Annotated in this window: 19 protein-coding genes; 15 read left to right on the top strand and 4 right to left on the bottom strand. The window is 67.6% G+C overall.

All coding sequences use genetic code 11. The features are described 5' to 3' along the window. Positions 1-3: 3 nt before the first annotated feature. The 11 genes from fadD1 to ACWDTS_RS11280 all read left to right on the top strand — a co-directional run bounded on the left by fadD1 (position 4) and on the right by ACWDTS_RS11280 (position 12,310). A complete protein-coding gene (fadD1, locus tag ACWDTS_RS11330) occupies positions 4-1,581 on the top strand; it encodes a fatty-acid--CoA ligase FadD1 (protein ID WP_450110508.1) in 1,578 nt (525 codons plus the stop codon). Positions 1,582-1,725: 144 nt separating this feature from the next. Beyond that, a complete protein-coding gene (locus ACWDTS_RS11325) occupies positions 1,726-2,799 on the top strand; it encodes an AraC family transcriptional regulator (protein ID WP_450118203.1) in 1,074 nt (357 codons plus the stop codon). A gap of 223 nt (positions 2,800-3,022) precedes the next feature. Beyond that, positions 3,023-3,433 (top strand): hypothetical protein, encoded by a 411-nt coding sequence (locus ACWDTS_RS11320; RefSeq protein WP_450110510.1) that lies wholly within the window; start codon positions 3,023-3,025, stop codon positions 3,431-3,433. Between the two features lie 87 nt (positions 3,434-3,520). Then, complete coding sequence (locus ACWDTS_RS11315) at positions 3,521-5,035, top strand: aromatic/alkene/methane monooxygenase hydroxylase/oxygenase subunit alpha (RefSeq protein ID WP_197254026.1); 1,515 nt, start codon at positions 3,521-3,523, stop codon at positions 5,033-5,035. A gap of 16 nt (positions 5,036-5,051) precedes the next feature. Then, positions 5,052-5,297 (top strand): toluene-4-monooxygenase system B family protein, encoded by a 246-nt coding sequence (locus ACWDTS_RS11310; protein ID WP_231611075.1) that lies wholly within the window; start codon positions 5,052-5,054, stop codon positions 5,295-5,297. Further along, entirely contained in the window at positions 5,294-5,662 is a 369-nt protein-coding gene (locus ACWDTS_RS11305; RefSeq protein WP_197254024.1) for a Rieske 2Fe-2S domain-containing protein, read from the top strand. The genes ACWDTS_RS11310 and ACWDTS_RS11305 overlap by 4 nt, the downstream gene beginning before the upstream one ends. Before the next feature lie 9 nt (positions 5,663-5,671). Beyond that, positions 5,672-5,977 (top strand): MmoB/DmpM family protein, encoded by a 306-nt coding sequence (locus ACWDTS_RS11300; RefSeq protein WP_197254016.1) that lies wholly within the window; start codon positions 5,672-5,674, stop codon positions 5,975-5,977. 1 nt (position 5,978) lies between these two features. Then, the gene (locus tag ACWDTS_RS11295) at positions 5,979-7,013 is read left to right on the top strand and encodes an aromatic/alkene monooxygenase hydroxylase subunit beta (protein WP_450111399.1); all 1,035 of its coding nucleotides are present in this window, start codon (positions 5,979-5,981) and stop codon (positions 7,011-7,013) included. A 20-nt stretch (positions 7,014-7,033) separates the two neighbouring features. After that, positions 7,034-8,002, top strand: coding sequence for a 2Fe-2S iron-sulfur cluster-binding protein (locus ACWDTS_RS11290; RefSeq protein ID WP_197254008.1), 969 nt, complete (start codon positions 7,034-7,036; stop codon positions 8,000-8,002). Positions 8,003-8,173: 171 nt separating this feature from the next. Continuing rightward, entirely contained in the window at positions 8,174-11,641 is a 3,468-nt protein-coding gene (locus ACWDTS_RS11285; RefSeq protein WP_450118202.1) for a protein kinase domain-containing protein, read from the top strand. Positions 11,642-11,788: 147 nt separating this feature from the next. After that, complete coding sequence (locus ACWDTS_RS11280) at positions 11,789-12,310, top strand: AMIN-like domain-containing (lipo)protein (protein WP_450111397.1); 522 nt, start codon at positions 11,789-11,791, stop codon at positions 12,308-12,310. A gap of 39 nt (positions 12,311-12,349) precedes the next feature. On the opposite strand, the gene ACWDTS_RS11275 is transcribed toward ACWDTS_RS11280, so the two are convergent. Beyond that, the gene (locus ACWDTS_RS11275; RefSeq protein ID WP_450111396.1) at positions 12,350-12,979 is read right to left on the bottom strand and encodes a class I SAM-dependent methyltransferase; all 630 of its coding nucleotides are present in this window, start codon (positions 12,977-12,979) and stop codon (positions 12,350-12,352) included. A gap of 122 nt (positions 12,980-13,101) precedes the next feature. On the opposite strand from ACWDTS_RS11275, the gene ACWDTS_RS11270 reads away from it, so the two are divergent. The 3 genes from ACWDTS_RS11270 to ACWDTS_RS11260 are packed head-to-tail and all read left to right on the top strand — an operon-like array spanning position 13,102 to position 16,307. Then, positions 13,102-13,752 (top strand): class I SAM-dependent methyltransferase, encoded by a 651-nt coding sequence (locus ACWDTS_RS11270; RefSeq protein WP_450118201.1) that lies wholly within the window; start codon positions 13,102-13,104, stop codon positions 13,750-13,752. 45 nt (positions 13,753-13,797) lie between these two features. Then, positions 13,798-14,895 carry a ferredoxin reductase gene (locus ACWDTS_RS11265; RefSeq protein WP_450111394.1) on the top strand — a complete coding sequence of 366 codons (1,098 nt, stop codon included), beginning with the start codon at positions 13,798-13,800 and terminating at the stop codon, positions 14,893-14,895. 17 nt (positions 14,896-14,912) lie between these two features. Next, entirely contained in the window at positions 14,913-16,307 is a 1,395-nt protein-coding gene (locus ACWDTS_RS11260; protein WP_450111393.1) for a fatty acid desaturase family protein, read from the top strand. A gap of 26 nt (positions 16,308-16,333) precedes the next feature. Here the strand turns inward: ACWDTS_RS11260 and bioD are convergent, their stop codons facing one another. The 3 genes from bioD to ACWDTS_RS11245 form a co-directional block, all read right to left on the bottom strand. Beyond that, positions 16,334-17,050, bottom strand: coding sequence for a dethiobiotin synthase (bioD, locus tag ACWDTS_RS11255; protein ID WP_450111392.1), 717 nt, complete (start codon positions 17,048-17,050; stop codon positions 16,334-16,336). Then, positions 17,047-18,186, bottom strand: coding sequence for an 8-amino-7-oxononanoate synthase (locus ACWDTS_RS11250; protein ID WP_450111391.1), 1,140 nt, complete (start codon positions 18,184-18,186; stop codon positions 17,047-17,049). Before ACWDTS_RS11250 ends, bioD begins: the two co-directional genes overlap by 4 nt. Before the next feature lie 87 nt (positions 18,187-18,273). Next, complete coding sequence (locus ACWDTS_RS11245; RefSeq protein ID WP_450111390.1) at positions 18,274-18,750, bottom strand: MarR family winged helix-turn-helix transcriptional regulator; 477 nt, start codon at positions 18,748-18,750, stop codon at positions 18,274-18,276. A gap of 168 nt (positions 18,751-18,918) precedes the next feature. On the opposite strand from ACWDTS_RS11245, the gene ACWDTS_RS11240 reads away from it, so the two are divergent. Further along, positions 18,919-20,145, top strand: a complete 1,227-nt coding sequence (locus ACWDTS_RS11240; RefSeq protein ID WP_450111389.1) for an MFS transporter — start codon at positions 18,919-18,921, stop codon at positions 20,143-20,145. The last annotated feature ends 34 nt before the right edge of the window (positions 20,146-20,179 follow it).

Raw genomic sequence — 20,179 nt, 5'->3', positions numbered from 1 at the left:
ACGATGGCCGAGACCGTCCAGCAGGTACTGCGCGAGCGCCTCGACGACACCACCGTCGCGCTCGTCCACGGCGACCGCACCTGGACCTGGCGGGAACACCTCGGCGAGGCGTCGGCGCAGGCCGCCGCACTCCTCGCCATCGCCGACCCGGCTCGGCCCGTGCACGTGGGCACCCTGCTCGGCAACACCCCGGACATGCTCACCGCGATCGCCGCGGCCGGCCTGGGCGGGTACGTGCTGTGCGGCATCAACACCACCCGCCGCGGGGACGGTCTCGCCCGGGACATCCGGCGCGCCGATTGCCAGATCGTCGTCACCGATGCCGAACACCGGCCGCTGCTCGACGGTCTCGACCTGACCGGAGTGCGGGTGTTCGACACCTCGACACCGGAATGGGCCGAGTTGATCGCCTCGGCCGGGGACCTGACCCCGCACCGCGAAGCGGCAGTCATGGACACGTTCATGATGATCTTCACGTCCGGCACCAGCGGCGATCCGAAACCCGTGCAGGTCGCGCACCTCACGGTGCTCTTCTCCGGCCGCAACCTCGTCGACCGGTTCGACATCACCGGCGACGACGTCTGCTACTTGTCCATGCCGCTGTTCCACTCCAACGCGATCGTGGCGGGGTGGAGCGTCGCGATCAACAGCGGGGCGGCGATGGTGCCGGTGTCGTTCTCGGCGACACGCTTCCTCGACGACGTCCGCCGCTACGGCGTCACGTACATGAACTACGTCGGCAAACCCCTCGCCTACGTTCTCGCCACACCCGAACAACCCGACGATCGCGACAATCCGCTGCGGGTGGCGTTCGGCAACGAGGCCACCGACCGCGACATCGACGAGTTCTCGCGTCGTTTCGGCTGCACGGTCTTCGACGGATTCGGGTCGACGGAACTGGCCATCATCATCACGCGCGAGCCGGGCACCCCACCCGGGTCGATCGGCCGCGGTCTCGACGGTGTCGCCGTCTATGATTCCGACACCCTCACCGAGTGCGAGCCGGCGGAGTTCGACGAGAACGGCGCATTGATCAACGCGGACAAGGCAATCGGTGAACTCGTCAACACGCACGGTGGCGGGTTCTTCTCCGGCTACTACAACGATCCGGACGCCACGAACGAGCGGATGCGCGGCGGCATGTTCTGGTCGGGCGACCTCGGCTACAGGGATGCGGTCGGGTGGATCTATCTGGCCGGACGCACCGCCGACTGGATGCGCGTCGACGGCGAGAACCTCGCCGCCGCCCCGATCGAACGGATCCTGCAGCGCCTTCCGGCCCTGAACCGGGTCGCCGTCTACGCGGTCCCCGACGAGACCGTCGGCGATCAGGTGATGGCGGCGATGGTGCTGCAGGACGATGCCGACCTCTCCCCCGACGAGTTCGAGCAGTTCCTCGCCGCGCAGTCCGACCTGTCCCCGAAGGCATGGCCGCGCTGGGTGCGGATCGACCGCGACCTGCCGGTCACCGCGACGAACAAGATCCTCAAGCGCGAACTGAAGGCACAGGGCGTCACCGCGGGCGGTGGTGTGCTGTGGCAGCGGAAGGGTCGCACGCACTTCGAGGAGGTCGCGCGCTGAGCGCCTCGCCCGGAACGTGTGACAGGCACTCGTAGGACGCGATTTCCCTGTCTGCACCTGCGCGGTCACCGCAATTCGACCGAAACTGGCACGAGCACCCTCCTCGGCGTACACTGCCGTGACGCGGGTCACACCACACCCGCGATGGCTGCCCCACGTCTTTCACACAACGCATTCGCGCGGGGGGACCAGAGAAGTAGAGGTGCTGCTTACATGGCGATGGAACCCCTTGCCGGTTGCACTCAGTTCCGCACCGGAGACCTCGATGTGATCCGCGATGTCGGCGCCCGTCTCCTGGTGCCCCACAAGGTGCAGGCCTTGGGCGCGGTGTCCTCGAATGCGCGGATGAACGCCGCCAAGCTCGGCCACATCACTCTGGCGTACCTGAAGTACGAATCCCGTATCACGCTGGAGGCGCCGACGACCGAGGCGCAGTACTTCTTCACTCTGCCCCTGACGGGAAGCGCGGAAGCGCGGCGGGGCCGGCACGAAACCGCTGTGTCGATACCGAACCACGGCGTGGCCTATCGGGCGGACGACCCCTCGATGATCGCCCTGACCCCCGACTACAGCATGTTCTTCGTCCGCATCGAACGCCACGCTCTGGAACGGCAGCTTGCAGGCCTGCTGGGCTGCGAGATCAAGGCGCCGCTGTGCTTCGACTTCGGCATGGACCTGACCACCCCGCCGCTGCACACCTGGGTCGACAGCGTCAGGCTGCTGCAGGCCGAGATGGAACGCGACGCGGAGATCGGTCACCAGCCGCTCCTGGTCGCACGCGTCGAAGAACTGGTGATGACGGGCTTGCTGGTCGGTCAGCCGCACAACTATTCCGAACAGCTGCTCAGCACACACGGACCGGCACGGCCGCGTGTCGTGAAGCAGGCGATCGACCTGCTCGAACAGCAGCCGGAAGAACCATGGACGATATCGGAACTCTCCCGCGCGATCGGGGTCAGCGCCCGAACGCTGCAGTCCGGGTTCCAGCGCTACGTCGGCGTATCCCCGACCACCTATCTGCGTGAAGTCCGCCTTCAGCGTGTGCACGCGGAACTCTGCAACCCGGAGGTGCAGACGTCCGTCTCGGACAGTGCGTTCCGATGGGGCTTCACGCATCTCGGGCGGTTCGCCGCGGCCTATCGCAACAAGTTCGGCGAGACACCGTCCGAGACTCTGCGCAACAGGGAACCACAGAGCTCCCTGTCGCCGACGTGGTGAGGCGAGCGTCGACGCGGCTTTCGAACTCGTTGCGCAATCCGGCCAGACCCTGCGCCGGGCGGATATTCCTCCCTCTGTGATCCACCTAACATTTCTTCCACGCGAGCGGGAATCCACCGGAACGAAGGCGCGACAGCGAGCAAAGCGCGTGGCCGGAACTCCCGCCCCGAAGGGGACGCGGTCCAACCGACGTCCCGTCCGGAGAAGAAGAAGAGGGATTCACATGTCCGTCATCAGCGTCGAGCCTCCCGCAGCCCGTTCGACACACCTCGCATCCCCCGCAGCACTCACGGTGAACGAATTCGACAGCGAGGCAATCGAACTCCTTCTCGCAGGCGAGATCGTCGGCGACGACGGCGCCGCCGTGACCGACGCCGTCGTCGGAGTATGGGGCGTGCTCCTCGACGCCGAACCCGAGGGAGTCTTCGAGATACTGGCGCACGGTTCGCGCGCCGCTACCGATGCGATCGAAATCCACGTCAGCGCACCCGGATACGACCGGTGCACGGTCTCGCTGGTCGTGGACGACACGATCCCGATCGACAAGGCAGAGGTCGCGATTCGGCCGTCTCGCCTCAGGGACGGCACGCTCGTCGTCCTGTACACCTTCGAATTGCATCGGACTCCCGGATAGCAGGAATCGAACCATCACGATTCCGCTGCAACACCTTTCGCCGCAACGCGGCGTGCACACACCAAGCACGACAGTAAGGGAAACGACATGCCCAAGTTGGCGCGATCGGAATGGTACGACCTCACGCGGGACATGAACTGGACACTTCGATACGTCGAGGAGGACCAGGTGTGGCCGCAGGTCCAGTCCAACAGTTACGGAATCCCGACGGAGCAGTGGTGGATCTGGGACGAACCGTACAAGATCACCTACCCGGAGTACGTCCACAACCAGGTCGACAAGGACACGTCCGTCTACGCGGTCAACTCCATCCTGGCCCGCTCGGCAATGTACGAAAACCTCGACCCCGGATGGAAGTCGGCGATCCTGGCGCACTACGGCGCCATCGCGGTTCCCGAATACATGGCAGGTATCGGTGAGGCCCGCATGGGCCGGTTCGGCCGGTCGGCCGCGTGGCGGAACATGGCCACCTACGGAACGCTCGACGAGACTCGACACGGCCAGATCCAGACCTTCTTCCCCCACGGACTCCTGCCGGAGGAACCCCGAGCCGACTGGGCGCACAAGGCATTTCACACCAACGAATGGGGCGTGATCGCAGCACGCAGCCTCTTCGACGACATGTTCACCGCCAACGACGCCGTCTCGACCGCGATCCAGCTGACCTTCACCTTCGAGACCGGCTTCACCAACCTGCAGTTCCTCGGCATGGCCGCCGACGCGATGAAGGTCGGCGACGTCGACTTCGCATCGTTGATCTCGTCGATCCAGACGGACGAGGCCCGGCACGCCCAGCAGGGCGAACCGACGATCAAGGTCCTCATCGCCAACGGTCAAGCGGACGTCGCGCAGAAGCTCGTCGACCACATGTTCTGGCGCACCTGGCACATCTTCGCCCTGCTGACCGGGCTGTCGATGGACTACTACACCCCGCTCGAGCACCGCAAGCACTCGTTCAAGGAATTCATGAACGAGATGGTGATCAAGCAGTTCGTGGACCAGTTCCGCGACTTCGGTCTCGAGGTGCCGTGGTACTGGGAGAGCCATTTCCTGCAGGAACTGGACTGGTACCACCACGGTCTGCATCTCGGGGTGTGGGGCTGGCGGCCGACCGTCTGGTGGAATCCCGACGCCGGGGTCTCCCCCGAGGAACGGGATTGGCTCGAGGAGAAGTATCCCGGCTGGAACGACACGTTCGGCAAGGTGTGGGACGCCATCACCGCGAACATCCGCGCCGGCAAACCCGAACTGACCCTGCCGGAAACGTTCCCGATGGTCTGCAACATGTGCCAGATCCCGCTCGTGAACCCGGCCGGCCACCTGGTCGGCAAGCTCGACAGCCCCGAGCCTCTGATCCTGGACACCGACGGCCGGCGCCGGCTCTTCTGCTCGGAACCGTGCAAGTGGGTCTACGAGCAGAACCCGGAACGCTTCGCCGGGCATCTCAATATCATCGACCGCTTCCTGAGCGGAGTCATCCAGCCACCGACCATCGAGGGCGCTCTGAACTACATGGGTCTGTCGCCGGCAGAACAGGGACAGGACGCCACGAACTACGCCTGGGCATTCGCCGGACAACCCGGCAGCCGGCAGGCCAGCTGAGAGAAAGGATCTCGACATGGCACTGTTTCCCGTGCAAGGGATCTTCGACGGCGACTTCGTCGTTCTGCTCGTCCCGATCGACGACACGGACCCGATGTCGGTCGTCGCCGAGAAGGTGGCGTACCACGCCGCCGGCCGCCGCGTCGCAGCCCAGCCCCGGCCCCTGCAGGTCCGGTTCCAGGGCCGGGTACTCGCCGACACCGCCACCGTGACCGACGCGGGAGTGGGCCCGCTCGACGTGCTGCAGGTGGGATACCGATGAGCGCCCCCGAAGTCGGCTGGACCGACGCACTCGAAACCGACGAACTGTGGGAAGGCGACATCCTCGACGTGGAGGTCGAAGGAGAGCAGATCCTGCTGGTCCACCACAACGGCGGCGAGATCCTGGCTTTCCAGGGCATGTGCCCGCACCAGGAAGTGCTGCTCGCCGACGGTGAGTGGAACGACGAAGCAGGCACCCTCGAATGTCCCGGACACAAATGGGAATTCGACATGCGCACCGGAGAAGGACTCAACCCCACCGGCTGCAAGCTCTTCCGCTTCCCCGTCCGTGTCACCGACGAGCAGATCCAGGTCGGTATCCCGAACGACGGCAAACGCCACTACAACCGGGCCAACGAAAGCTAGAAGGCGGAGATGACAGACCTGACACCCAAGATGGTCGGACCGCTCATGCGCGGCCTCGACATGGACCTCGCCGATGCCGTCGCCGACGCGATCATCGCAGACAACCCGGACTCGGACGTTCAAGTGTCCGACGAGGGAGGGTACATCCGCATCCAGGTACCCGAATACTGCCGGCTCACCCGGCAGAGCCTCGAACTCGAACTCGGACGGGAATTCCCACTGGTCGAGCTCGAACCGGCACTGAGCGGATTCGCCGGTCGCATGAAGCAGGTCGAAGACGACGAGATCGTCTGGTTTCTGGAAAGGAAAGATTGAGATGGCATCGAACGCGCGAATCAAGGCCAAGCCCAAGACCTGGAGCCTGCTCGGCGACGTGCGCCGCAAGCCGTCACCCTACGAGGTCGTCACCTCGAACTTCCACACCCACTTCCGTCGTGATCCGCAGCCGTTCGAACACCCGGGCATGCCCCTCAACGGCTGGTACCTGCAGCACCGGGAAGGATCACCCTTCCAGGTCGACGACTGGGAGCAGTTCCGCGACCCCTTCAAGCTCACCTACAGGGACTACGTCGCCTCGCAGGACGAGCGGGAAGTGTTCGTCGACAAACTCATCGACCAACACGAATGCGCGGAGTCGGCTCCGAACCTGAACCCGGAATGGGTCGCAACGCTCGAACGCTTCTTCGTACCACTGCGCTTTCCGCTGCACATCCTGCAGATGACAGGTCTGTACGTCGGCCAGATGGCACCGTCGTCGTTCATCACCAACTGCGCCAACTTCCAGGCCGCGGACGAGATGCGCCGCATCCAGCGCCTCGCCTACTGGACGAAGGTTCTCGCGAACGCTCACGGGGACCGGCTCGCGTCCACGGAGGTCGCGCGGACCGCCTGGGAACAGGATCCCCTGTGGCAGCCGCTGCGCGAGGCCTTGGAACGGCTTCTGATCGCGTACGACTGGGGTGAGAGCTTCGCGGCCCTCAACCTCGTGGTCAAGCCGCTGCTCGACACGCTGCTCAACGTGCAGTTCGCCGCGCTGGCCGGGCAGAACGGCGACGAGTTCCTGCGGAGCCTGTTCACCGACTTCGGCGAGGACAGCAAGCGCAGCCAGACCTGGTCGGCCGCCCTCGTCCGCTACTCCATCGAGCGCGACCCGCAGCTGAAGGACGTGCTCCTCTCCTGGATCGCGCAGTGGCAACCGCTCATGCTCGAAGCAGTCGGAGGTCTCGGTCAGCTGCTGGAGAAGGCGCCGAAGCCGATCGCGGCCGTCGACCTGACCGAAGCCGTCACCGCCACACAACACGAATACCTGCAGGCGTGCGGGCTCCTGGATCCGCCCGGGGACGAACAGTGAACTCCGTATATCGAGTACGAGTGACGCCGGGCGACACGGAATTCAAGATCCGTGAAGGAGAGAGAATCCTCGCCGCCGCCCGGCGCTCCGGAGTGTGGCTTCCCTTCGAATGCGGCTGGGGCGCGTGCGGGACCTGCAAACTCACCCTCACCGAGGGTGAGATCGACCCGCTGTTCGACACCGCACCGGCGATTCATCCACGGGACGAAAGGCGGAAGCGGATCCTGGCGTGCCAGAGCGCGGCCTGCTCGGACCTCGTCGTCAAGGCGACCTGGACCGACGAGTCCCCGCGCGCTCATCTCGGCACCGGCGACTACACCGCGCAGCTGGAGCAGGTGGACGAACTCGGCCCCGACATCCACCGCTTCCGATTCCGGCTCGATCGGCCGGCCGAGTATCGGGAAGGCCAGTTCGCGCTCCTCGAACTCGGCCCGGATCTGCGGCGCTGCTATTCGATGGCGGCCACGTCCGGACAGCATCACGTCGAGTTCATCGCCAAGCGCTACGACGGCGGTCCCGGGAGCGAACGGCTCTTCTCCCTGCCTCTGGGTTCGGTTGTTCCGATGGAACTGCCGTACGGCGACATGTGGCTACGCGAGGACGCACGGCCGATCGTCCTGATTGCCGGTGGCACAGGGGTTTCGGCGATCCTCGCGCTTGCGCGGCAACTGGCGGCGGCCGACGACCCCCGGCCGGTGCGAGCCTTCTACGGTGCAGGAAGCGTCGACGAACTCGTCGGCCGGTCGGAACTGGCACATCTCCTGGCGGGACTGCCGAACGGCCGCCTGCACGTCACCACATCGACTCCATCCGGTGACGACTCCACGCCCAGCGGCTATGTCACCGACGCGCTCGCCGCACAGGCCCACAGCCTCACCGGTGCGCGCGTCTACCTCGCCGGACCACCACCCATGGTGGATGCGGTCCTGCAGTTGCTGAGCACGAACGGCCATCCGATCGACACCATCCACTACGACCGTTTCGGGTGACTCGACTCGAAACGCGGGAAAGGAGGCAGACCTTCAGGCCGACGTTCACAACGAATAAAGATCCCCTTTCCGGAGGCGGGCGATGTCGTTCGACGATCGCCCGTCTCCGCTGTCACGGGCATATCATTGGGGCATTCGACCAACCCCGGTTTGATATGGACGAGGCAGCCGATGGCGGAGATCGATCCGCAGGCGACGCAGCGGAAGGACCCGCCGCGAATCGTGGCCGAACTGATCGCGGCCGGGTTCGAGGACGTGCACGAAATCGGCCGGGGTGGTTTCGGCGTCGTCTACCGGTGCCGGCAGCCGGCACTCGACCGCACCGTGGCCATCAAGGTGCTGACCTCGGAACCGGACCCCGACAATCTCGAACGCTTCCTGCGGGAGCAGCGCGCGATGGGGCGACTGTCCGGCCACCCGAACATCGTCACCGTCCACGAGGTCGGTGCCACCGCATCCGGTCAGCCGTACATCGTGATGGAGTACCACCGTCGCAACTCGCTCGAAGCCCAGCTCCGAGCGCAGGGACCCATGCGCTGGGAGGACGCACTCGGGATCGGTGTCAAGATCGCCGGCGCGCTGGAGACCGCCCACCGCATGAACATGCTGCACCGGGACGTCAAGCCGGCGAACATCCTGCTGACCGACTACGGGGAGCCGCAGCTGACCGACTTCGGGATCGCGCGGATCGCAGGGGCCTTCGAAACCTCCGACGGCGCGATCACGGGATCTCCGGCGTTCACCGCCTCGGAGGTGCTCTCCGGACAACCCCCCACCCGCTCCGCCGACGTCTACGGGCTCGGCGCGACCCTGTTCTGCCTGATCACCGGGCACGCGGCGTACGAGCGGCGCCGCGGCGAATCGGTGGTCGCCCAGTTCCTCCGGATCACCGGCGGACCGGCGCCGGACCTGCAGGGCGGTATCGACATCCCCGAGGACCTCTGCACGGTGATCGAGCGCGCGATGGACCGGGATACGGCTACACGCATCGGCACGGCAGCCGAACTCGGCGAGCAGTTGCGAACGGTCCAGCAACGTCACGGACTGCCGGTGGACGAGCTCGCGGTGCCCGAGATCGGTGATTCCGTCGGCTCCGGCACCACTCGTTTCGGTTCCACCACCGGATCCGGTTACCGCCGGCGAACCGGTTCGGGGCCGCTGACCCCTCCGGTGCCCGCCACGCGACTGCGTCCTCCGTCCGCGACTCGTCCCCTGGTGGTCCGTGAGCGACTGCTGCAGCTCCTGCGTGCGGGCGGGCCGCGCACGCTGACGGCCATCACCGCTCCACCCGGGTTCGGCAAGACCACCCTGGCCGCACAGTGGTCGCGTGAACTTGCCGGCACCGGCGTCCAGGTGGCCTGGCTGTCCGTCGACAACGACGACAACAAGCCCCTGTGGCTCCTGGCGCATCTGGTCGAGTCCCTCCGCCGAGTGCGGCCGGACCTCGCCCAGGACCTCGGCGCGGTGCTCGAGGAGCACGGCGACGGCGCAGCTCAGTACGTGTTCACCACGTTGATCAACGAGCTTCAGCAGTCCGGGGAGCAGGTCGTCCTGATCATCGACGACTGGCACAGAATCTCCGACTCCGAGGCCATCGCTGCGATGGCGTTCCTGTTGGACAACACCGACCCCGGTCACCTCCGGGTGATCGTGACCAGCCAGGCGCGCACCGGTCTGCCCCTGAGCCGTATGCGGCTGCGCGACGAGCTGATCGAGGTCGACGCTGCCGCCCTGCGGTTCGATCCGGCGGAGGTGCGACAGCTGCTGGTCGAGCGGGCCGGACTGCGCCTGACCGACGAGGACGTCGACGCCCTCACCCGCGCGACCGGCGGCTGGGTGGCGGCGCTGCAATTGGTCTCTCTGTCCCTGCGCGACAGCGACGACCCAGCGGACCTCATCCACGGAATCACCGGCAGCCACCATGCGATCGGGGAATACCTCGCCGAAAACGTCCTCGACACACTCGAACCCCGAATTCTCGATTTCCTGCTCGCCACGTGCATTTGCGAATTCGTTTCCGCCGAGCTGGCCACCGCGCTCACCGGCGAGACACGATGCCAGTCGCTGCTCGAGGAAATCGAGGACCGGGGCCTGTTCCTACGCCGAATGGACAAGGAGCGCACCTGGTTTCGCTATCACCACCTGTTCCGGGAGTTCCTGCAGCGCCGGATCGAACGCGAGACCCCTGACCGCGTGAGGCAACTGCACCACACCGCGGCCCGGTGGTTCGCCGAACACGAGATCATCCGTGACGCGGTGACCCACGCCCAGGCCGCGGGAGATCAGGAGATGGCCGTCGACCTGGTCGAACGGCACGGCACGATCCTGCTCGAACTATCCCAGGTGGCATCCGCGGAGGCCCTCCTCGACAAGCTGCCCCCGTCCGTGCTGACCACCCGTCCGCGCCTGCAGCTGATGCGGGCCTGGACCGCCGTCCTGTCGAACCGAGTCCGACCCGCCGAGCAGGCCGTCGATGCCGTCGAATCACTTCTCGCCACCGCTTCCCTTACTGCCGACGAAGCCGAGGACCTGCGCGCCGAGTGCGGGATGGTGCGAGCGGTCATCGAGGTCCGGTGCGACCGCTTCGACACCGTCGACGAGCTGATCCGCCCCGCAGTGGCCCGGGCCGGCTCGCTGTCCCCGTGGGTGGTGTCCGCGGCCGCGCACCTCGCCCTCATGGCCGCGGTCTACCGGTTCGATTTCGACGCGGCGGAACGGCTCCAGGAGTGGGCCGAGCCGTATCACGCCCGCAGTCACGGTCCGTACATCCGGACGCACAGCTATTGCTACCTCGGCATCGCCGCGCACGAGCGACTCGACATCACCGCCGCCGAGCAGCGGTTCCGGCAGGCCCTGCGGGTTGCCCGAAGCCAGGGGGACGAGCACTCGGTCGCGGTACGGCTCGCGGAGTCGCTGCTCGGCGAACTGCTGTACGAGCAGGGCCGCCTCGACGACGCCGAACGTCTCCTCGACGAGGCCTACCTCCTCGACTACGGAGGCGGGAGCGTGGAGTTCAAGGCGGCCCGGTACGCGATCGGCGCCCGGGTCAAGGCCCTTCGGGGCGATCGCGCAGCGGCGGCGCAGCGCCTGGAGGCGGGCGCCCGAGCCGCCCAAGCGCTGACGTTGCCCCGGCTGCGGGCCCGGATCGAGGACGAACGTGTGCGGTTGGGCCTGCCCCCGGCCGCGGGCGTGCCCCCGTCCCCACCGATCACCCATGCGCAGCGACGACGGCCCGTCCACGGGGTCGACGCGCTCACCGCCCAGCTCGACGAGGCCGTCGCCATCCGGGCACTGCTCGACGAGGGCACGCCGACGGCAACGGAACTGGCGTGCATCTGGGCACAGGAGTGGGTGGACATGCTCGCCGATGCCGGCCGACCGCGGGCGCTCCTGCAGGCACGCCGACTGCTGGTCGACATCCTCGCCGCGGCCGGACGCACCGACGAGGCGAAGGGGTTGCTCGCGACGATCACCGCACAGTGCGCCGCCCTCGGCATCGTGCGCTACCTGCTCGACGGCGGCCCGCACCTGAGGGCGTTGCTCGAGGATCTGCGCGCGGACCGCGAGGCCGGACGGTGGCGAGACGACTGGCCTCCGGTGCCCGACCGATTCTGGGACGCGCTCACGACCGAACACTGATGCCTTGCGCCACAGGGACTTTGCATCGTTCACAACCGCGTCGTCCACCACCGCGTGAACGCATCCGCCTCATCGCGCTGTGCGCCTGTAACGCGCGTCGGATCCGCTGCGATGCCACTTCATCAGCCACGCACAGAGGACAAGGCCATGAGAAGGATCCAGGTGTGGCTCGCGATGCTCGCACTCATCGCGGGGATCGGACTGATCAGCCCGACCGCGTCCGCCGCTACGCCCTATTGCGGCATCTACTGGGGTTCGCAGGACAAGTCGAATCCGACGATGGTCACCTCACCGGTCACCGCGGTTCGCTCGGGCCGGCACGAGTGTTTCGACCGGATCGTCGTCGACCTCGCCGGGCCCGCGGCCGGGTACCGCGTCGGCTACGTCCCCGCGGTGTACGAGGACGGGTCCGGGTTCTTCGTGCCGCTGCGCGGCGGAGCCTACCTGCAGGTGGTCGTCCTCGCGCCCGCCTACTGGGCACCGGCGAACCGCGGCGAAGTCGTCGACGTCACCGGCTACCGCACCCTGCGGCAGGTCGCGTGGGCCAACAGTTTCGAGGGGCAGACCACCCTCGGCGTCGGGGTTCGCGCCCGGCTGCCGTTCCGGGTGTTCACGCTCGACGGCCCCAACGGCTCCCGGGTGGTGCTGGACGTCGCACACCAGTGGTGAACCGTTTGCCGTGCTCCAAACCGGGACGTCCCGCCGCGGTCAGCGCCGCCGCGCGCACAGGATGGTGTCGTGGACGGTGACGGCGCGCCCCTCCGGGTCGGTCGCCTCGTGCGGCACCGCGGCGTTCGTGCGCACCTGCCAGGAGTCGGGTTCCAGCAGCGCGACGAGATCGTCTCCGGTGAAGAACAATTCGGGTCGCGGGGGCCGTGGCATCGTCGTCTGCAGATCGGACGGGTGATGCCCGACGACGAGCAGTGTTCCGCCGGGCGCGACAGCGGAGGCGAGCCGCCGGTACAGCTCGTCGCGCGGGCCGGCGGGCAGGTGCAGGTACTGCGCCGTGACCAGGTCGAACCGGTCGTCGCCGGGATCCCAGTCGGTCATGTCCTGGTGCCGCCAGGTGATCCGGTCGCGGATCTCGGCGGGTTCGGCGGCCGCGTGTGCGGCCGCACGTTCGAGGGCGACCGAGGAGATGTCGATCGCGGTGACGGTCCAGCCGCGTCGCGCGAGCCAGATCGCGTCGGCGCCTTCACCGCTGCCGACGTCGAGCGCGGTGCCGGGAGCAAGGTCGGCGATCTCCGCGACGAGGTGCCGGTTGGCGGCGCCGCTCCAGAGGGCGGTGCGCGAGCGGTAGCGTTCGTCCCACAGCTCTTCGTCGGTGCGATCCTGCACGATCGGGTCCCTTCTCTCGACAACCCTGCCGAATATACCCGCAGGGGTATATCGCTCATTCCGGTTCCGATCTCGGTACATTGACGGGATCGGATTCGCACCACGGCTGAGGCGGGGGCGCCATGCGACAACCGGACAACGAGACGGTGGGCCGGATCTTCGACACGCTGTCGAGACGGTATGACACACAGATCGACTGGTGGGAACGCCGCGTCATGGGTCTGCCCCGGCAGTGGGCGGTCCCGCGCGCCGAGGGTCGCGTACTCGAACTCGCCGTGGGCACCGGATTGAACCTGCCGCTGTACGGCCCCCAGGTGACGAGCGTCCTCGGCATCGACCTGTCCGAGAAGATGCTCGACATCGCCCGCGCACGCATCACCGATCTGCAGTTGAACCACGCGACCGTGCGCCGCGGCGACGTTCAGGCGCTCGACCTGCCGGACGACAGCATCGACACGGTGGTCTCGACGCTGACGTTCTGCACCATCCCGGATCCGTTGCAGGCGAGCCGCGAAGCGTTCCGGGTACTGGTGCCCGGTGGCCGCATCGTCCTCGCCGAGCACGGGCCGGCCACCAACCGGGTGGCTGCGGCGCTCATGCGGATGGTCGAACCGCTCACGGTCCGGTTCGGCGCCGATCACCTCACCCGTGATCCGGTCCCCTATCTCGAGGACGCGGAGTTCGTCGTCGACGAGGTGCACCGGGTCGGTGCCATGGGTATGGGGTTCCGGGTGGTCGCGCACAAACCGGCGGACCGCGATGCGAACCCGTGAGGGGAAGCGCCGGTCGGGGCGCGCGAGGTCCTCTACGGTGGATTGATGGCGGAGCGTGGTGCACGTCCGAAGGTTCCGAAGGCGCGACGACGGCTGCTGAAGGCTGTGCGGCATCTGTTCACCCCGTTGCGCCCGGACGACTACCTGGAGTTGATCAACCCGCTGTGGACCACGCGGGAATTGCGTGGACGTGTCGAGCGGATCGAACCGGCCGGCGAGTCCGCGGCCACGATCGTGATCCGGCCCGCCCACGAATGGCCCGGGCACCGAGCCGGACAGTACGTTCGCCTCGGTGTGGTCATCGACGGCGTCTACCACTGGCGCGCTTATTCGTTGACGTCCGATCCCCACGCCGACGACGGTCTGATCAGCGTGACCCCGAAACTGGTTCCCACCGGCACGGTCTCGCCGTTCCTGGTCCGTGGGATCGCCCCCGGCGACATCGTCCGGCTCGGCGAGGTCGAGGGCGTGTTCACGTTGCCCGACCCGATCCCGGACCGGATGCTGTTCGTCAGTGCAGGCAGCGGCATCACTCCGATCGTGAGCATGTTGCGTCATCTCGACCACCTGGACGCCCTCGACGACGTGGTGGCCGTGCATTCGGACCGGACCGCCGGGCAGATCATGTTCGACTCCACCTTGCGCGAGTTGGATCGTCGTCGGGAAGGCTTCCACCTGCACGTGCGGCTGACCGAGACGGAGGGCCGCATGCAGCCTGCCGAACTGGACTCACTGTGCCCGGATTGGCGCGAGCGTGAGGCGTTCGTCTCCGGTCCCGGAGAGATGCTCGACGCGCTGGTGGAGCACTGGAACGCCCACGGCGACCCCGCGAAGCTGCACCTCGAACGCTTCCAGCCCATCATCGGCGGCTCCGCAACCGCCGGTGCGGGCGGAACCGTCCGTTTCCTGGAAAGCGGGATTGAAACCCACTGCGACGGGGGTACCCCGATCCTGGTTGCCGGCGAGCAGGCCGGAGCCGAGTTGCCTTTCGGGTGCCGGATCGGGATCTGCCATACCTGCACCGGGACATTGAAATCGGGACGGTTGCGGGATCTGCGCACCGGGGAGGTTGCCGATTTCACCGGTCAGGTGGTGCGGACCTGCATCAACTCCGCGGAAGGCGACATCGAGATCGAGCTGTGAACGAAGGGACCACCGAGGTGAGTATCGACGTGGAAAGCCCCCTCGCGCATCTGAGCGAAGAAACCGTCGAGGCGTTGGCCGAGGAGTTCGACGCCATCCACGACGAGGTCTACGCGGACCTCGGCGAGCGGGACCGGCGCTACATCAAAGCGGTGATTGCCGCCCAGCGGCAGTTGGCCGTGGCGGGGCGGGTGCTGTTGCTGGGTTCGGCCGCGAAACCCGCGTGGTGGGCAGGCACCGCGTGTCTGGGGATGGCGAAGATCCTCGAGAACATGGAGATCGGTCACAACGTCATGCACGGCCAATGGGACTGGATGAACGACCCCGCCATCCACTCCTCGTCGTGGGACTGGGACACCGCGTCGACCGCGAAGGCGTGGAAGCACTCGCACAACTACATCCACCACACCTTCACCAACATCCGCGGCAAGGACAAGGACCTGGGCTACGAGATCATGCGGATCGACCCGCACCAGAAATGGCATCCGGTCTACCTGGCCCAGCCCTTCTACAACGTGTTGCTCATGGCCTTCTTCGAATGGGGGGTCGCGCTGCACGACATGGACCTCGAGGCCGTGCGGGCCGGCGAGAAATCCTGGCCCGAGGTCTGGGAGGACCTCAAAGGGATCGCGGGCAAGGCCCGGGCACAGATCGTCAAGGACTACGCCGGCTGGCCGTTGATCAGCGCCGGCGCATTCGGCCTGGCCCAGCTCGCCTTCCGCGGCCGGCTCGGCCAACCGGAAACCTCTCGGCTCGGTCGGCTGCTGCGGTCCCTCCGGCCGACCGGACGAGGGTCCGGCGTCGCCGACATCCTCGATCGCACGGTCCCGGGCGTCGAGCGCACGTTCCTGGCCACCCTGGTGGCGAACGCTACCGCGAACATCATCCGCAATGTGTGGGCACACGGCATCATCTTCTGCGGCCACTTCCCGGACCAGACCTACACGTTCAGTCCTCGCGAGGTGGAGAACGAGACCCGCGGCGGCTGGTACGTGCGCCAGCTCGTCGGTGCGGCGAACATCGAGGGCAGCCCGCTCTTCCACATCATCAGTGGAAATCTCGGATACCAGGTCGAGCACCACCTGTACCCGGACATGCCGAGCAGCCGCTACGCGGAGATCGCACCCAAGGTGCGGGAGATCTGCCAACGGTACGAACTGCCGTACAACTCCGGAGGGCTGGTGAAGCAGTGGTCCATGGTGCACCGAACCATCCTGCGGCTCGCGTTTCCGGGCGGAGCACCGCGCCCGAAGCCGGGTCCGTACCGCGGTGAGCTCGACCCGGGCGGCGCGACCGGCCCGAGTGAGGCGGCGCGGTTCCGGCAGCGGGTCCCGGCGGGCAGCGCGGCTGCGGGTCCCGAACACGACAGCGGGGGCGTGAACGTCTCCCTACCCCCACGCGGACAGGACTAGCCACCAGGCCGATCGGTGAGCCGACGTCACCCGAGCGGCCGAAGAAGTGGGTCGACCGGCTCCGGCAGCAGTCCGCAGGCGGCCAGCCACTCCCCCGCACCGGCTCCGAACTCCTCCGGAGCGACTGAGCCACTACCTTCGGGGATACGCCCGAGCAGGGGTACACCGGTGACGTCGGGCAGATCCTCGAGATTGCACTGCTGCGCGAGATCCGGTGCCGCAGGCCATGATCCGATCACCGTGCCGATGCACCGCACACCGGCCGACCGCAGCGCCGCGACCGTCAGGGCGCTGTGGTTGAGGGTGCCCAGACCGGCCGCCGCCACGACCAGCGCCGGCGCGTCCAGTGCCGCCGCGACATCGGCGAGGGTGAAGCCGTCGGCTCCGATCCGGACCAGCACTCCCCCGGCGCCTTCGACGAGTGTCAGGTCGTGGGTCGCGTCGAGCTCCCGTACCGCGGCAACGACATCGAGCAGGCTCAGCAGCGGTCGTCCGCTGCGTCGGGCCGCGGTGTCCGGCGCGAGCGGTTCGGGATAGCGGGCCAGTTCGAGGGTGTCGATGCCGGGACCGGCGAGGCGGGTGATCTCGGCGAGGTCGCCGGGTTCGTCGTCGGCGACGCCGGTCTGCGCGGGTTTGCACACCGCGACCCGCAGACCGGCCGCCGCCGCAACCGCGGCAACTGCCGCCGTCGTCACGGTCTTACCGACGTCGGTGGAGGTACCGGTGACGCAGAGAACGCTCACACGCGTGCCTCCGCGAGGACGTCACCGAGCACCGACTCGATCATCGCGAGATCGTCGGCGTCCAGGTTCGCGCGGGCGGTCAGGCGCAGCCGGGACGTACCCGCGGGAACGGACGGGGGCCGGAAGCACCCGACGTGCAGGCCGCGTTCGCGGCACGCCGCGGCGGCACGGACGGCGACCATCGGGTCCCCGAGGATCACCGAGACGACCGCGGATTCGGGCGTGTCGACACCCGAGATGCGGGCGAGATCGGCGGCCCGGTCGAGCACCGCGGTGGCACGCTCCGGCTGCTCCCGGAGGATGCGCAGGGCGGCGCGGGCGGCGCCGACCGCCGCGGGTGCGAGCCCGGTGTCGAAGATGAAGGTCCGGGCGGTGTCGATGAGATGTTCCCGGATCCTGCTGTCGCCGAGGACGATTCCGCCCTGTGCGGCGAGCGACTTGGACAGCGTCGCCGTGATGACGACGTCGGGCTCGCCGGCGAGGCCCATTTCGTGTACGAGTCCGCGTCCCCCTACACCGCGGACGCCCACACCGTGGGCCTCGTCGACGAGCAGCAACGCGCCGTGCGCCCGGCACACCCGGTGGAGTGCCTGCAGCGGCGCGAGGTCACCGTCGGCGCTGAACACCGAATCGGTGAGAACGAGGGCGCGCGGTTGCGCGCGCGCAGCGAGGACTGCCTCGACGAACTCGACGTCGCCGTGGGGCGCGACCTGGATCCGCGACCGCGACAGGCGGCATGCGTCGACGAGCGAGGCATGGCAGCCGGCGTCGGAGACGATCAGGGTGTCCGGGCCGCCGAGCGCGGTGACCGCGCCGAGGTTGGCGGCGTATCCGCTGGCGAACACGAGACCTGTTTCGGCGCCGACGAATTCGGCGAGTTCACGTTCGAGCAGTTCGTGTTCGGCGGTGGTGCCGGTGACCAGCCGGGAACCGGTCGCGCCCGCACCCCAGCGGCGCAGTGCGGCCGCGGCGCCGGCGACGACCTCGGGATGCCGGACCAGGCCGAGGTAGTCGTTGGACGCCAGATCGACGAGACGGGAGCCGGACGTGCGAGGCAGCAGTGTGCGGTGCAGTCCCGCGACGCGGCGCTTCTCGGCGGCGTCGTCGAGCCAGGCCAGACTGACGGGTGCGGTCATGGAACGACACCATACTTGAACAGCGTTCAAGTGGCCAGACGAGACGAGCTACCCGACTGTCACCGGTCGGCTCAACCACCGACCCCCTCAGGCAGGCGCGTCCGACCGGGCGTTCTCCTGCAGTTGCCGGATGGCGTCGACCAGCGGCGCGAGTTCCGGCTGGGCAGTAGCCTCGTCGAGCGCCTCACGCAGCGCGGCGTTGTGGGTGGGCCGGGCTTCCTCCAGCAGGCTCCGCCCGGCCTCGGTGACGTCGGTGTAGATACCGCGCCGGTCGGTGGGACACAGGTAGCGCGCAAGCAACCCGCGGTCCTCCAATCGGGTCACGAGCCGGGTGGTGGCACTCTGACTGAGGACGACGGAGTCGGCGACCTGTCGCATCTGGAGATGCCCACCCTCACCGTCGTGCTGGCGATCCAGCACGTCCAACAGCGAGTACTCGCGTGCGCTCAACCCGTGCGCCGACTGCAGCGCGCTTTCGATCCTGTTCTCGATTCGCCCGTGCAACAGCGAGAGCGCCGACCAGCTGTGTGCCAGCGCGGTCATCGTCGGGTCCGTGGCGGTCATCGTCGGCTCCCTCGATCCGTCGTGTGAACAGGTGACGCCGGCAGTCGACCGGCGTGATCATCACGCCCGACTATACCCGCGCTTGCAAATAGTCGGCGTCTGCAATTATTGTTGACGCCTGCAAAGCGCGTACGCGCATTTCTTCATCCGATCAAAGGATCGCTTCTCATGCCGCTCGCACTGCTGGCCCTTGCTGTCGGGGCCTTCGGAATCGGCACCACGGAATTCGTGATCATGGGGCTGCTGCCCCAAGTGGGAACGGATCTCGGGGTGTCCGTGCCGACGGCCGGATACCTGGTCACCGGCTACGCCCTCGGGGTTGTGATCGGCGCCCCGATCATGACCGTCCTCGGCACCAAGATCTCTCGCAAGAACATGCTGATGCTGCTCATGGGCCTGTTCATCCTCGGCAACATCATCTCCGCCGCGGCCCCGGTCTTCGCCGTCATGCTGATCGGCCGCGTGGTGGCGTCCCTGGCCCACGGCGCCTTCTTCGGGATCGGCTCCGTCGTCGCCGCCGAACTGGTGGCGCCACAGAGGAAGGCGGCCGCCATCTCGCTGATGTTCACCGGACTGACCGTGGCGAACGTCGTCGGGGTGCCGATGGGCACGCTCGTGGGCCACACCGCAGGCTGGCGCATGACCTTCCTGGTCGTCGCCGCTCTCGGCGCCGTCGGCCTTGCCGGCGTCGCCAAGCTCGTACCCGACCTCCCCAAGCCGCCGGGAGTGCAGCTGCGGCACGAGATCGCAGCCTTCGAGAACATTCAGGTCGTGCTGGCCATGACGATGACCGTCCTGGGCTTCGGCGGCGTGTTTGCGGCGATCACCTACATCGCGCCGATGCTCACCGAGGTCGGCAACTTCGCGGACTCCTCCCTCACGTGGCTGATGGCCGCCTTCGGGACGGGGATGGTCGTCGGCAACCTCGTCGGCGGGCACTTCGCGGACCGCAAGCTCATGCCGATGCTCTACACCGCCCTCGCAGGCCTGGCACTGGTCCTCGGCCTGTTCACCTTCCTGGCCTCCGACAAAGCCGCGTCCGTCGTGGCCGTCTTCCTCATCGGCGCACTCGGTTTCGCCACCGTCCCGCCCCTGCAGAAACATGTCCTGGACCACGCACACGGTGCACCGACACTGGCCTCGGCCGCCAACATCGGCGCCTTCAACCTCGGCAACGCCCTGGCCGCCTGGCTCGGCGGCCTGGTGATCTCCGCCGGTCTCGGCTACACCGCACCCAATGCCGTCGGGGCGATCCTGGCCGCCTCCGCCCTGGTTCCGGCCGTTATCTCGCACCGGCTGCAGCGCCGCTCCGCCCGCGCCACCGCGACTCCTGCACCGGCCGCTCCCGACCTCGGCCGCGCCGCTCACGCCACCGCGGGAGCCGTCCACTCCTGACCCTGTCACTCGAAACCCTCACCCAGCGAACATC

It is taken from the genome of Rhodococcus sp. NPDC003383 (assembly GCF_053589115.1).
Note: the sequence above shows the minus strand (reverse complement) of the source record. Positions and strands in the feature narration are given on the sequence as shown.